This window comes from Terrimonas pollutisoli (assembly GCF_029360765.1).
GTDB lineage: Bacteria > Bacteroidota > Bacteroidia > Chitinophagales > Chitinophagaceae > Terrimonas_B > Terrimonas_B pollutisoli.
Map to the genome: position 1 here is coordinate 93,644 of NZ_JARKNA010000009.1, position 13,550 is coordinate 107,193.

The window sequence follows — 13,550 nt, forward strand, 5'->3', positions numbered from 1 at the left end:
GGACAGGGGGTTAACACAACTGATACTCCGGTGTACTCATGATCTGTATCGTCACTGAACGGATAAAACTATTCCTGTCGGACTCATCTGAATATTGCTTCAGGATGCTAGCATCCACTGCTGTTTTTGTTTGCAATAAAACTGCTGCCATTCCATTAATCAGTTTATCCCGTTGTGTTTTTTCAAAATGAGCCAGGTACAATTTCCAGTCAGTATTGGCCTCGATCGGCTTTAGCGACTTGCCATATTTTTTTACCGCCTTTGTTTTCATTACTGCATCTCCGGCTTGGTCAGCCATGGGTCTTCCCATCATTTGGTCATCATCATCCTTTGGTGTTACATTCATTTCATCTTCATCATTGATGAGTTGCGGAATTCGCATTCTCATCATCAGGGTGCTGCTGTCGATCCATGATTTTCCACCCGGCCAGCCTGCCACATTGGGTGGGTAAAATAATACCTGCCCCAACAACCGTTGCAACACAATTATCGATTCCTGGTTTGCGATCGACATAGGTAACATTCGTTGCATACCTGCTAATAATTCTACAGGGGCTTTGATCCGGTTCCCGATATTTTTTTCCTCATAGAACCAATCGCTGGTGAAAACATCCTCCATCAATTTGCTGATGTCATACTTACTCTTATAGAATCTTTCTGCAAGCCATTCTATCTTTTGTACATCCGGCTGGTCATTGACAAAAAACTGGTAGAATTTTTTTGCGATAAAATGGGCCGTTTGTTTTTGTTCGAGTAAAATGTCCAGTACATCATCGCCATCAAGATTACCAGACTGTCCTAAAACAGTCTTATCAGCATAATCATGCTGACCCTTGCGGAAAATAAATTCGCCTTTAAGATTAGCCGACCAACCGGTGAATGCCCGTGCTGCTTCTTTGACATCCTGCTCGGTATAATTGCCCCTGCCCAGTGTAAACAGCTCCATCACTTCACGGGCAAAGTTTTCGTTGGGATGCCCTTTCCTGTTTTGTTGATTGTTTAAGAAGTTGAGCATGGCCGCTGAACGGGAAACTTCTTTTAATAGAGTGCCGAAATTGCCGGTTGCATTTCTGCGGATAATATCCAGTAAATCCTGTTGGTAAAAAACATTCAGGTTGCGACAGGCAAAATGTCCATGCCAGAAGAAAGCCATTTTCTCCCGCAATTGGGCACGGCTGTTTACCATTTGATTTAGCCAATATAAATTCAGGTTGCGAACACCCTCCCTGCTTTTTTGCTGCCGTAGCTTTTTTTCTTCCGCTGTCAATTCTTTTTGCTGAACCCGTCCAACCTGGTCTATTCCCATCATCAATCCCTGCAGGTAATTGTCAGCCACATTAATATAGTCGGGCTTTTGAGCAGATGCTTTTACGAGGGCCTTATAAAATTGTTCAGGAGTGTATTGAGAAAGGTCACCGAGTTGTTCCGCTGCGGGACCGAAGCCGGCCCGCCATAAAAGATGCTGGTTCTTTAACTGGTTACTCAGCGGCATGAATCATGATTTGTTTTACGACTATGTTTATCCTTAAAGGTTTAATAGTACCCCGCTTTTAACGACAAAACAGGCTAATTATTTTTTGAATTAAAAACGGTCAGGCAGGCTGCATTGCACATTCATTGAATAAAAAGCTGCGGTTTGAATGTAACCGTAGCTTTTTTATTTGAAAGCATTTTTATTTATCTAAGTTTCTTTTCCCTTATCGTTAACCCGAAAAGAATGAGTACTAACCTTTCTTTCTATTGATAATAAAATCAATTCCAAAATTAAAAGAGTTTAGAAGGTTGATATTAAAATTAGAAATTTTATCTGCTGGTTGACCACCGGACCTGGATTTAGAATACCAATAACTGACTCCTCCTGCATTTGCGCTCAATAATAACCCGGACGTTGGTATAAAATAAATACCGGGACTAACTCCTGCAGAATAACCTGTTGACTTACGCTTGTAATTATTACCGGGAGTGTATTCCTGTCTCGTAGTTCCGTTACTAAACGTTCCACTTAAATCGGTATACCAGCCTAACTTTTCTTTTATTGGAAAAAATTTTTCCCAGGATAACCCAGTGCTAAAACCGATGCTTTTATAATCCTCATTCCCATTGGCATCCTCCGATTTACCATGGCTATACCCAAGTCTGGCGCTAAGTACCGAATTTTTACCAATTGCATAACCTATCCGCGGGCTGAGATTGGCATTAGAATTAGCACTTTTGATATTACCTGAATAATCATAAGTACCATAACCAAAAGTGCCGCCCAACAAAATATCATTCTTGTCAATTTGAGCCTTTCCGATAACAACAGATAGGGCCGCAATACTAAAAAGTAAAATTTGTTTTTTCATTCCGGTGATTTTTTTGTTTAAAAAATATTTTCAACGCAAGTAATAAAACAAAAAACGAAGCGATTATACGTATTGCTTCGTTTAACGAACAATTATCCTAAACAAAATAAAAATTCCGGAACCCGTGCAGCATTATGAAATCATCCCGCTGCCAAAATAGCTATGTAATACTGTGGGAAGTTTTATTCCATCTGCTGACTGGTTATTTTCCAACAAACAGGCCATTATCCTTGGTAATGCTAGTGAACTTCCATTTAATGAATGCGCTAATTGTGTTTTTCCATTGGCATCTTTAAAACGGATCTTCATCCGGTTGGTCTGGTATGCTTCGAAGTTTGAAACAGAACTTACTTCCAACCACCTCTCCTGTGCGGCACTGTATACTTCAAAATCGTAAGTAAGCGCTGAAGTAAAACTCATATCACCACCGCATAAGTTTAAAATCCGGTACGGTAACTCCAGTGTCTGTAACAATTTTTCAATATGCGTTACCATTTCTTCATGCACCTCATAACTTTTGCCGGGTTGCGTCAGTTGAACGATTTCCACTTTTTCAAACTGGTGAACACGATTTAAACCGCGAACATCTTTACCAAAACTTCCCGCTTCTCTTCTGAAGCAGGGTGAGTAAGCTGTCATCCTGATTGGAAGATCGGCCTCTTTCAAAATCTCATCGCGGTAAATATTCGTGACCGGTACTTCGGAAGTGGGTATGAGATAAAAATTATCTTCCTGCATATAATACATCTGCCCTTCCTTATCCGGCAATTGACCAGTGCCATAGGCTGAAGCCTCATTTACCATAAAGGGAGGTAAGTACTCTGTATATCCTGCAGCTGTATTATAATCTAAAAAATATTGAATCAATGCCCGCTGCAGTTTCGCTCCTTTGCCTTTATACAAGGGGAAACCGCTGCCGGTAATTTTAGCGCCGGTTTCAAAGTCAACGATATCATATTTTTTAATCAGATCCCAATGCGGTGCCGAACCAGCAGCAAGTTGCGGTTTGTTTCCGCCCTCTCTCACCACCACATTATCCTCAGGTGTTTTACCCGGCGGCACTTTTTCCGAAGGCAAATTTGGCAATGTTACAAGGGTGTCCTGCAACTGCTTTTCAGCTTGAGCAAGTTTGTCAGTGATGGGCTGCAACAACAATTTTAGCGATGCCACTTCCGCCTTTTTTGCTTCAGCCTCTTCTTTCTGGCCTTTCGCCATCAATTGGCCGATCTCTTTAGATGTTGCATTTATTTTTGATTGAGTGTTATCAAATTCCAGTTGTGACTTTTTGCGCTGATCATCCAGGACGATGATTTCATCCACCAGCGTTAAGTCTTTAAAATGTTTTATAGCCAATCTTTCCTTTACCCAATCGGGATTTTGACGAAGTACCTGTAACTGCAACATCTTGTAAAAAATTTTTGCAAAGATAGCAGCCGTTGACGCATCCGGGAAATCAATCAAAACGCTTTTAATCCGTGACTATCTTTGCGATTATGCAAATACAAGATGATTTACAAACCAGATGGTGGGCCCTGGAGGCGAAACTGGTTGAGCGGTTTGGTAAAAAGCCCGACCTGGAAACCATTCTTTTCCTGATTGGCATGCAGGAAACCGGCATCATCAAAGAAAAAATAACCAAGGAACAAAAGCAGGACCTGATGCATGTAGCGGTTTGCACTTTATTGATGCCAAGCGGGTACTATGAACTCGAGCGGACTGACGAAGAGGGATGGCCGCATTTCAGGCAGCTAAAACCCATGCCCGAGATGAATCCTTTTGAACAGGAAAATTTTTTGAAAGACCATGTGTTGTTGTATTTTGAAGAAAATGGATTGTAGTTTACTTGGCAATGAAACATTTGATGAAATCCATTAAACAATAGTTTGGCAAATGAAAAAGGGAATTGTTCTGTTGATTGGCGCATTCATGGCGCAGATCAGCGTTGCTCAAAAGGAAATCATTTTAAAAAAGAAAGACCGTAAAAAAGATGTGCTGCTGCAAACCAGCATGGGCGATATGTTGATCCGGCTTTCTGATTCCACGCCTTTACATCGTGACAATTTTTTGAAACTGGTAAAACAACATTACTACGACAGCTCATTGTTTCACCGGGTGATCAACAACTTTATGATACAGGGTGGTGATCCGGACAGCAAGAATGCTCCTGCGGGAAAACCTTTAGGCGAAGGCGGTCCCAGCTTTACCGTTCCCGCCGAATTCAGGCCCGGGTTATTTCATAAGAAAGGCGTGATAGCCGCCGCCCGGCAAGGTGATAATGTAAATCCGGAAAAAGCCAGTAATGGCAGCCAGTTTTATATTACGCAGGGAAAAAAATTTACCGATGGGGCTCTTGATACTTTGGAAACATATCGCCGGAACGGAAGAAAAATTCCGGCCGATCAAAGAGAAGCATATAAAACCGTTGGCGGTACACCGCATCTCGACCAGGGGTATACGGTATTTGGTGAGGTTGTCGATGGCCTGGATGTGATCGATAAAATCGCAGCCGTTCCCACCAGTAAAGGTGCTGACCGTGACAGACCATTGGAAAATGTGATGATTGTAAAGGCAAGCCTGGTTAAGCGAAAGAAAAAGTAACCTCCAATGTAGCTTTAAAAATGTTTAATGTTCTCCCGATAGCTATCGGGGTCAATTTTCAATATTCAATTAAACAGGGATTGAAGTGGTTCAGGGAACACTGAAAATTAAGTTTGATTTTGAGCATTAAAAAAGCGGCGTTCCTGTAAGATCGCCGCTTTTTTATTATTTAACTGACTTCTTTGTTTATTGTCCAGCCGGCGTTCCGGTACCACCACTACTATTGGCTCTCTTGCTTTCATCTTCAATACCCGTATTGCGCTGGCGTGCTGCTTTTACCGTATTACTTCCAAAGCGATAACTAAAGTTTAATTTTACCTGCTGCATTTCACCATGACCATTAAACCTGCTGTTTACTCCTGCAAAATTGGTACTGCCGCCCCATTTCATCGTTTTGAAAACATCGCTTAGTACGCCTCTTACCGTTCCTTTACCTTTGAACACCGTTTTTTGAAAACCTAAATCAATATAGCCCATCGCTTCAGATTTAATAACTCCCTGCCATACCGATGGTGAGATATACAATCCGCTTATTTCGCCTTTCCATCCCTTACCAAGATCAAAACTATTTTGCATAAAATAGGTCAATGCAAATACCTTCTGGTTTACTTTTCTGTCACCACCGCCAAAATCGGCTTTGTAAATGGAGTAAGAAGAGTTCGCTGTAGCAAAAAAACTATACCATTTGTATTGGAAAGGATAACTGATGTTCAGGCTCATTACATCCTGTGTAGCCAGGTTTTTCTTCATCAAAAATCCTTGTGTTTTATTAATTGTATCCGGTAGCTGGGCAAAAACGTCTTGCACATGACTGTAGTTAAGTACAGTGGTCAGTTTATACTTAAAGATATTTGTCAATCCAATGCTATTGGTGTACTGTGGTCTCAGCTCGGTATTCCCTTTCATGTAAGTATATTCATTGAGCTTAAATTCAAATGGATTAAGATCCTGGTAAGCCGGACGATCTATCCTGCGGCTATAAGATACTGTCCATTGATTCATTGGATTTTTATTGAATGATAATGACGCACTTGGGAAAAAGTCTGTATAATCTCTTTTAAAAGTAGAATCCAAATTTTTGGTGTTACCATTTTGCGTTTCAAATCCTGACGATATTCCCTTTGAATGCGTGTTTTCAGCCCTCACTCCAAATTGAATCATCAGGCCCTTCAATTGTTTGTTATAGTTAACATACAGGGCATTGATATTTTCTTTGTAGTCAAACAGATTGTTTATGATCACATCATCAGAAGCAGACTTTTCATCCCTACGGTCAAAAGTATTATCTGTATTAACAACGCCAATTTTTCCACCAATACCCAGTTTACCACCTTTAAAATTTTGCTCATAATCGACTTTTAAAGAGTATAAATCAATATTGGTGGGTGCAATAATATCAGAAATTGTATGACTAATCGGGGTCACGCCATCTTCTTCAAAATAATGGTTTGGTTGATACTGGATTGATCGTATTTTGAAGAATCCATAGTCAGCATCAATGTTCAGATCTTTTCCATTGGCTTCTGTATGCTTGAAGTTGATATTCGTATTCACATTGTCCCGCTTCATATCATTGTGATTTGTAGCTTTCAAAATACGATCAAGCTCACCTGTCGGCATATAGATAAAATTCATCGGACCCGACGTATTAAAATCATTATCAGCAAGGTTGCCGCTTACTACAGCGCCCAATGTATTTTTCTTATCCATAAAATAATCAACTCCCGCCTTGAAGCCATGCGTATTATTTTTAAAAACCATTCTATTGCTTTGAGCAAACAATGTATCAAATTGCTCTTTCCGCAAATTGATTTTCATCAGGTAGTCGCCTTTATTATAGTTGTAGTTACCAAATACATTTATTTTCCCATTGCGGTGATTGAGGTTTACGCCCCCGTTATACTTAGCATAATGTCCCTGTACATAACCAAGATTAACAGACCCGTTTGTTCCAAACGCTTTATTTTTCTTTAACCTTATATTGATAATACCTGCATTACCCGCTGCTTCATATTTCGCCGAAGGATTGGAAATAATCTCTATGGATTCGATCTGGGCAGACTGCATACTTTTCAAATAGCTAGCAAGGTCAGTTCCGCTCAATGGACTTGGCTTGCCATCAATATAAACCTGTACGCCATTCTTACCGGCAAGGCTTATGTTATCATCTTTATCAACTGTTACTCCTGGTGACTTACGCAATAATTCAAGAGCGTCATTGCCAACTGCATTCATTGTTCCTTCTACATTCACGATCATTTTATCTGCTCTTACTTCTATCATTGGTTTTTGAGAAGTAACAGTAACTCCCTGCAAAGAGCCTTCCTTTTTAATCATACTTAGTTCTCCCACCGATACATCACCGGAACCGGATACTTCAATTGGCCTGGAATAAACCGGCGCATAAGCAATGTGTGAAGTACTAATAAGGTATTGACCAGCAGTATCTGTCCGGATACTAAACTTTCCCTGGTTATCGGTAACTGATAATTTTACAACCGAAGAGTCCTTTATTTTGAGCAGGGAAACAGTGGTTTTATCTACTGCTTTTCCATCCTGATCTTTTACTATACCTGAAATTGTTTGTGCAAAAACTGCCGAATTCAGAATAACGGCAACTAAAAAAAATGTAACTAGTTTTCTCATAATTGTTCCTTTTTAGATAAGGGTCGCCAAAGATACCTGCGTGTCATAGAACTGTAAAGTCATTGCCGACCAATGGTGTAAAAACTGGCATGAACGGTGTCAATTTTTCGGTGAATTGCGAAAAAAAATATCGACCCGGAGATTTTATAACCGGTTTTACTCATATTTGCGGTCTAAATCATTCATTATGAGTTATCCTGATAATCTTCGGTATACAAAAGACCACGAATGGATCAGCCTTGAGGGCAACATTGCAACGATTGGAATTACAGATTTTGCGCAACGTGAACTGGGCGACATTGTATATGTAGAAGTAGAAACTGTAGGTAAGGCGCTGGCGACCGGGGCAGTTTTTGGAACTGTAGAAGCTGTAAAAACCGTCTCAGATCTTTTTCTCCCTGTTAGCGGAACAATCAATGAACTAAACCCTGCTTTGGCAAATGCACCTGAATTGGTAAACAATGACCCTTATGGTGAAGGCTGGATGATCAAAATGACCGTAGACAACCCTGCTGATGTAGAGGGTTTACTGGATGCCAAAGGGTACGAAGCCATTGTAGGTTAAAACCGGGAACCTGTTTTGAACGTATATTTTATGCATGTTAAGCATGCAGATCAATTCCTTATAGCTAACCAACTATTTGAATTCTAAGATCACATATGGGGAACAGGAGCTTGTTGCTTTGCTTCAACAGCGCAATAATGACTCGTTTGGTTATCTCTACGATAATTATTCAGGAGCTTTGTTCGGTGTGATAAGTGCAATTATTACTGACCCGGAAACGGCCAGGGATGTTTTGCAGGAAACTTTTGTCAATATCTGGCGGAAGATAGAATCATATGATCCGGCCAAAGGAAGATTATTTACGTGGATGATGAACGTGGCGAGGAATGCCGCTATTGATAAGATGCGATCCAAGGGATATAAGGATTCCTTAAAAAACTACCCGATTTCTGAAAACGTAGATACAACCAATATTGGAAACGCCACTTTTACACAAGTGGATGATGTGGGATTAAAAAAGGTGTTGGGTAAGTTAAAAGAAGAATCGAGGGTACTCATCGACCTTTCCTATTTCCAGGGCTACACTCACGAAGAAATAGCAAAAATTCTCAATATTCCATTGGGGACCGTCAAAACAAGAATTCGAAGTGCTTTAATTCATTTAAGAACAATGATCAAATAAAGTGAACGTACAGGAATACATATCAAGTGGCATTGTTGAAAGCTTTGTGCTGGGACTCGCTTCTGCAGAGGAGCAGGCCGAGTTTGAAAGCATGTGCCGGCAATATCCTGAAGTGCTCCGGGCCCGCAATGAATTTGAACTTGTACTTGAACAACAGGCTATGCAAAATGCAGTGACACCACCCGCCGGCATGAAACAGCGGGTGATGGATGCTGCGCTGTATAGAGATGAAGCAAAAGTTATAGCGATGCCTTCAGCAACAAAAACTAACTGGCTTAAATATGCTGCAGCGGCCTGCGCTATTTTACTCGCCGGTAGCTTGTTCTGGAATATTTCTCAATACAATCGCAACAAAAAACTCCAGGCAAGTTATGATGAGGTTGTAAAAGATTATGACAGCACCGCCATTCGACTGGGTGAATTGGAAGATGAAATTGCCATGATCAGCCTTAATCCCAATGTAAAAATGGCTGCTATGAAAGGTATGGAAGCTTCTCCAGCTTCATTCGCAACGGTATATTGGGATACTACTTCCAAAGATGTGTACCTGGTGGTAAATAATCTGCCAAAACCGGCAAGTGATAAACAGTACCAACTGTGGGCCTTACTCGATGGCAAACCAATCGACGTTGGAATGATAGACAATGACTCTTTCATTGGCGAAAGGAAACTTTTACTCCGGATGAAGAACGTAGCCGGCGCACAGGCTTTCGCCATTACACTGGAGAAGAAAGGTGGCAACCCCACACCGCAAGGTTCGATGTACGTGATGGGAAACCTTTGATTCCTTCAATCCGCAATTCTTATTTTGTCGTATTTGATACGGGAACCATAATTGCCATGAGTGATTTTGGATTCTATAGTTGGTTAAGAAGAGATCTTTTAAGGTCTCTTCTTTTTTGTTTACCAGAATAAAAAATACTTCTATTATTGCAGCAAATTTTTGCCCTTGAAAAATCAAGTTCGTTTTTTTCTTCCTGCTGTTGGTTGGCTGGTGGTTTCTACAGTTTTACTTACACTTCCCGGTTCTGCTTTTCCGAAAGAAAACTGGCTCGACAAAATTTGGTTTGATAAGTGGGTGCATGTTGCCATGTTTGGGTTAATAACTTTTCTATTATGCTGGGGGATATATAAAAAAAAGAAAGAAACAAGCCGCAAGCTGTACGCATATTTCATTGTGGCAGCTGCGCTCTGTCTTCTCTATGGAATCGTCATGGAGTTTGTGCAAAAATTCTGGGTACCCAATCGTTCATTTGATGCAGGAGATATCGTGGCTGACGGAATCGGATCGGCCTTCGGCGGAATATTTAGCTTTAGAAGATATGCAAAAAAATAGACCCCTGTAGAAACAGGGGTCGCAACCAAAACTAACTGCTTATGAGAAAATTGTCTGCTTTTATATTTGCAATAACTTATTATCTATAGTACAAATTTACTGCCATTCTGCGGATCGATGCTGTTAACGAAATTCTAAAAGCTACATCGACCGAAATTCACCACATATCTTCCATTTCAAAGCCTCAACTGTGGAGTTTTTTCCTCTCAGGGTGACCCTACTATTCTAATAACGCCTGGAATGACGAGTTGTTTGTTAAAGAACTATTATAACTAAACTTCCTGGTCTCTATACGGAACGCAGAAATCAGACCAATTACACAATATGACGCCAGGTGAAATGAAAAACTTGTACTTCATTTAAAAATTATTATGATCGATAGAAGAACTACGATGAAGTAAGTATAAAACATTAGCTGAAAAAACCCTTAATCAGATCGGCGAAGCCTCCTCCGCTTCTTGCCTGCTGCTCCTGGTTTTGCTGGGCGCCACGGGTCACCTGGTTAACAATATCCTGTAAATTAAAGCCTCCATTGCCACTGCCTTTCGTTAATTGTTCCAACAACCCCTGGAAATTAAACCCACCACCTGATTCTGCAGTAGGGGTATTTCCACCAGTAAGAGAGCCGATAAGATCGTTGAAGTCAAAAGAGTCGTCAGCAGGGTTATTACTGTTGGTTCGTGTAATTAAACCATTTAACACATTTGGAATAAGATTATTTGAAATCTTGCTGGCTTGCGACGGGCTCATATTGAACTTACTCACCAACTTACTGATCAGGTGTCCTATCATCATCGCCACCATGGGATTTTTTAGTAATCCTGCAATACCACTCTGGGAAGATGGCTGGCTGCCGCCCCTGCCGCCTGTAAACATTGAAATGATGTCCTGTAAACCGCCGCCAGCCAACATATTTTGCATGCCGTTGGTTATTGTCTTTGTTGCTTCCGCTAAAACTGCATTATTCTCTTCATTTGGAACATCGGGATTATTGACAACTGCTTCCCGGCCAAATTGTTTTACGAGTTCTGAAATCTGTTCAAGCATCGTAGTATGGTTTAGATAGAAAGTTACTTCAATTTCTAAACAAGATGCTCCGGGGAAAAATTATTTAATTGTTTTGGTTGGCCATTTTCTCAGAGTTTTCCGCAAACTGTAATGCATCAATAAACTCCTGGATATTGCCATTTAAAACATCGTCCAAATTATAAACGGTGAGACCAATACGGTGATCGGTAACCCGACCCTGGGGAAAATTATAGGTTCTGATCTTTGCACTCCGGTCGCCTGTACTCACCAGGCTTTTTCGGTGTCTTGAAATTTCTTCCTCTTGTTTTCTTACCTGCTCTTCGTACAATTTGGTTCGCATCATCTGCATAGCTTTTTCCCTATTACCTAGCTGTGAACGTTCTGTTTGGCAAACCACCACCGTACCTGTTGGGATATGGGTAAGCATCACTTTTGTTTCTACCTTGTTTACATTCTGACCACCAGCTCCGCCACTTCGGGCAGTCTCCATTTTTACGTCCGCGGGATTTAGTTCAAAATCCACTTCCTCGGCTTCTGGCATTACCGCAACCGTTGCAGCAGAAGTATGCACACGTCCGCTAGTTTCCGTATCGGGTACCCGCTGCACCCGGTGCACACCACTTTCAAATTTCAAGGTGCCATATACTTCATCGCCTGTTACTTCCAGCTGTACCTCTTTGTAACCGCCGACAGTTCCTTCGCTTTCGCTTAAGATCGCCGTCTTGTAGCCTCGTCTTTCACAATAACGGATATACATGCGAAGCAAATCACCGGCAAAGAGGCTAGCCTCGTCACCACCTGTTCCTGCTCTTATTTCGAGGATGGCATTCTTTTCGTCCTGGGGATCTTTCGGAATCAGTAATTGACGAATAAAAGCTTCCGCTTTCTCCTTTCTTTCTTCCAGCTCCGGAGCTTCTTCTTTTGCCAACTCTCTTAATTCCTCGTCACCACCATTCAACGCCTCGCGGTTAAAATCAATATCCTCCAGTATTTTTCTGTAATCGTTATATGCAACCACAATTTTCTCCAGGCTTCGATATTCCTTGCTTGTTTCAGCAAAACGTTTATTATTGCCCACTATTTCCGGATTGGTCAACGCAATGCCCAACTGGTCAAATCTACCCTTTATCGCTTCAAGCTTATCTAACATAATTATGGTTTGTGGGCGGCAAATTTAGCATTTTGACGCAGTAAATCAGCTAACGGCTTTCTGCCTAATTTTATTCGACTTTTACAATATGGGTTTCAGAAAATTTTCGGCTACGCAATTATTTGACGGCTACAAATTGTCAGATGAAAAATTAGTGCTAATCACTACAACCGAAGGTGTTATAGAAAACATTCTTCCGTTAGGTGAAGCTGGCGACGATATTGAACATTTTACGGGTATCCTGACACCGGGCTTTGTGAATTGTCATTGTCACCTGGAGCTGAGCCACATGAAAGGTCAAATTTCCCAGGGCACGGGCCTGGTAAAATTTGTGTCGCAGGTGATGAAGGACCGGCATTCAACAGATGCTGAAATTTACGAGGCTATTGCGGCGGCTGAAGATGAAATGCTGGCCAATGGCATCGTGGCTGTCGGCGATATCTGCAATAACAAGTTCACCCTGCCACAAAAACAAAAGGGAAGGCTTTTGTATCACAATTTTATTGAAGCAAGTGGTTTTGTACCTGAAATGGCCGATCTGCGTTTCAAAAGAGCAGTTGACATTTTTACTTCCTACGCTGAAAAATATGCACTGCCTGTTGGTTCTAATTCGATCGTTCCGCATGCTCCTTATTCGGTATCGGAGGAATTATGGAAAAGGATCATTCGTTTTCCCGGTAATCAATTGATGACTATTCACAACCAGGAGACGACAGCTGAAAACGAATTCTTCCTGCGGAAAAAAGGTGACTTTCTGAGCTTGTATGAAATGTTGAACACTGATATTTCCTTTTTTAATCCTCCGGGAAAAACCAGCCTGCAAACTTATTTGTCAAAATTTTTACCGAATCAGCAGGTAATTCTCGTACACAATGTTCACACGGATGAAAACGACCTTGCCTTTGCAAAAAGCTTACCTGTCATCGGTCAACTTTATTTTTGTCTTTGTCCAAATGCAAATTGGTATATCACCCGACAATTACCAAACATTGAATCATTTATTAGAAACGAAGCTTCAATGGTGCTGGGAACAGACAGTCTAGCATCAAATCACCAGTTAAGTATCGCTGCTGAAATGCAAACCATACTTCAGCATTTTCCTTCTATATCCGTAGAACTGCTGTTGAAGTGGGCTACCATAAACGGCGCAAAGGCATTACAAATGGATAGGGTATTGGGCAGCTTTGAAAAAGGGAAAAAACCAGGCTTAGTTTTGTGTGATTCAAAGATAACTGAATCAAAAAGGCTGCTGTAGTCTT

General features: G+C 41.1%; 13 protein-coding genes. 7 read left to right on the forward strand and 6 right to left on the reverse strand.

All coding sequences use genetic code 11. The features are described 5' to 3' along the window. Positions 1-10: 10 nt before the first annotated feature. The 3 genes from P2W73_RS15550 to serS all read right to left on the reverse strand — a co-directional run bounded on the left by P2W73_RS15550 (position 11) and on the right by serS (position 3,749). Positions 11-1,492 (reverse strand): DUF1800 domain-containing protein, encoded by a 1,482-nt coding sequence (locus tag P2W73_RS15550; RefSeq protein ID WP_276502991.1) that lies wholly within the window; start codon positions 1,490-1,492, stop codon positions 11-13. A 232-nt stretch (positions 1,493-1,724) separates the two neighbouring features. Continuing rightward, entirely contained in the window at positions 1,725-2,345 is a 621-nt protein-coding gene (locus tag P2W73_RS15555) for a hypothetical protein (protein WP_276502992.1), read from the reverse strand. A gap of 132 nt (positions 2,346-2,477) precedes the next feature. Next, positions 2,478-3,749, reverse strand: a complete 1,272-nt coding sequence (gene serS, locus P2W73_RS15560; protein WP_276502993.1) for a serine--tRNA ligase — start codon at positions 3,747-3,749, stop codon at positions 2,478-2,480. 89 nt (positions 3,750-3,838) lie between these two features. Here serS and P2W73_RS15565 point away from each other — a divergent pair, with 89 nt between their 5' ends. Both P2W73_RS15565 and P2W73_RS15570 read left to right on the forward strand, forming a co-directional pair. Further along, positions 3,839-4,183 (forward strand): PHD finger domain-containing protein, encoded by a 345-nt coding sequence (locus P2W73_RS15565; RefSeq protein ID WP_276502994.1) that lies wholly within the window; start codon positions 3,839-3,841, stop codon positions 4,181-4,183. A 52-nt stretch (positions 4,184-4,235) separates the two neighbouring features. Continuing rightward, positions 4,236-4,943 (forward strand): peptidylprolyl isomerase, encoded by a 708-nt coding sequence (locus tag P2W73_RS15570; protein WP_276502995.1) that lies wholly within the window; start codon positions 4,236-4,238, stop codon positions 4,941-4,943. A gap of 186 nt (positions 4,944-5,129) precedes the next feature. Here the strand turns inward: P2W73_RS15570 and P2W73_RS15575 are convergent, their stop codons facing one another. Next, positions 5,130-7,589: a TonB-dependent receptor gene (locus tag P2W73_RS15575; protein WP_276502996.1), complete on the reverse strand. Its 2,460-nt coding sequence runs from the start codon at positions 7,587-7,589 to the stop codon at positions 5,130-5,132. A 187-nt stretch (positions 7,590-7,776) separates the two neighbouring features. Here P2W73_RS15575 and gcvH point away from each other — a divergent pair, with 187 nt between their 5' ends. From gcvH to P2W73_RS15595, 4 genes are all read left to right on the forward strand, one after another. After that, positions 7,777-8,154 (forward strand): glycine cleavage system protein GcvH, encoded by a 378-nt coding sequence (gene gcvH / locus P2W73_RS15580; RefSeq protein WP_276502997.1) that lies wholly within the window; start codon positions 7,777-7,779, stop codon positions 8,152-8,154. Between the two features lie 76 nt (positions 8,155-8,230). Next, positions 8,231-8,776, forward strand: a complete 546-nt coding sequence (locus tag P2W73_RS15585; protein WP_276502998.1) for an RNA polymerase sigma factor — start codon at positions 8,231-8,233, stop codon at positions 8,774-8,776. Between the two features lies 1 nt (position 8,777). Beyond that, a complete protein-coding gene (locus P2W73_RS15590; RefSeq protein WP_276502999.1) occupies positions 8,778-9,560 on the forward strand; it encodes an anti-sigma factor in 783 nt (260 codons plus the stop codon). Between the two features lie 165 nt (positions 9,561-9,725). Then, entirely contained in the window at positions 9,726-10,112 is a 387-nt protein-coding gene (locus tag P2W73_RS15595; protein WP_276503000.1) for a VanZ family protein, read from the forward strand. Positions 10,113-10,523: 411 nt separating this feature from the next. Here the strand turns inward: P2W73_RS15595 and P2W73_RS15600 are convergent, their stop codons facing one another. Further along, entirely contained in the window at positions 10,524-11,159 is a 636-nt protein-coding gene (locus P2W73_RS15600; protein ID WP_276503001.1) for a hypothetical protein, read from the reverse strand. A 64-nt stretch (positions 11,160-11,223) separates the two neighbouring features. Further along, a complete protein-coding gene (gene prfA, locus P2W73_RS15605; protein ID WP_276503002.1) occupies positions 11,224-12,291 on the reverse strand; it encodes a peptide chain release factor 1 in 1,068 nt (355 codons plus the stop codon). Positions 12,292-12,379: 88 nt separating this feature from the next. Here prfA and P2W73_RS15610 point away from each other — a divergent pair, with 88 nt between their 5' ends. Then, positions 12,380-13,546 (forward strand): amidohydrolase family protein, encoded by a 1,167-nt coding sequence (locus P2W73_RS15610; protein ID WP_276503003.1) that lies wholly within the window; start codon positions 12,380-12,382, stop codon positions 13,544-13,546. The last annotated feature ends 4 nt before the right edge of the window (positions 13,547-13,550 follow it).

Coding starts and splice junctions, on each gene's coding strand:
- P2W73_RS15550 (WP_276502991.1), bottom strand. CDS start 1,492: ATGCCGCTGAGTAACCAGTTAAAGAACCAGCATCTTTTATGGCGGGCC.
- P2W73_RS15555 (WP_276502992.1), bottom strand. CDS start 2,345: ATGAAAAAACAAATTTTACTTTTTAGTATTGCGGCCCTATCTGTTGTT.
- serS (WP_276502993.1), bottom strand. CDS start 3,749: ATGTTGCAGTTACAGGTACTTCGTCAAAATCCCGATTGGGTAAAGGAA.
- P2W73_RS15565 (WP_276502994.1), top strand. CDS start 3,839: ATGCAAATACAAGATGATTTACAAACCAGATGGTGGGCCCTGGAGGCG.
- P2W73_RS15570 (WP_276502995.1), top strand. CDS start 4,236: ATGAAAAAGGGAATTGTTCTGTTGATTGGCGCATTCATGGCGCAGATC.
- P2W73_RS15575 (WP_276502996.1), bottom strand. CDS start 7,589: ATGAGAAAACTAGTTACATTTTTTTTAGTTGCCGTTATTCTGAATTCG.
- gcvH (WP_276502997.1), top strand. CDS start 7,777: ATGAGTTATCCTGATAATCTTCGGTATACAAAAGACCACGAATGGATC.
- P2W73_RS15600 (WP_276503001.1), bottom strand. CDS start 11,159: ATGCTTGAACAGATTTCAGAACTCGTAAAACAATTTGGCCGGGAAGCA.
- prfA (WP_276503002.1), bottom strand. CDS start 12,291: ATGTTAGATAAGCTTGAAGCGATAAAGGGTAGATTTGACCAGTTGGGC.
- P2W73_RS15610 (WP_276503003.1), top strand. CDS start 12,380: ATGGGTTTCAGAAAATTTTCGGCTACGCAATTATTTGACGGCTACAAA.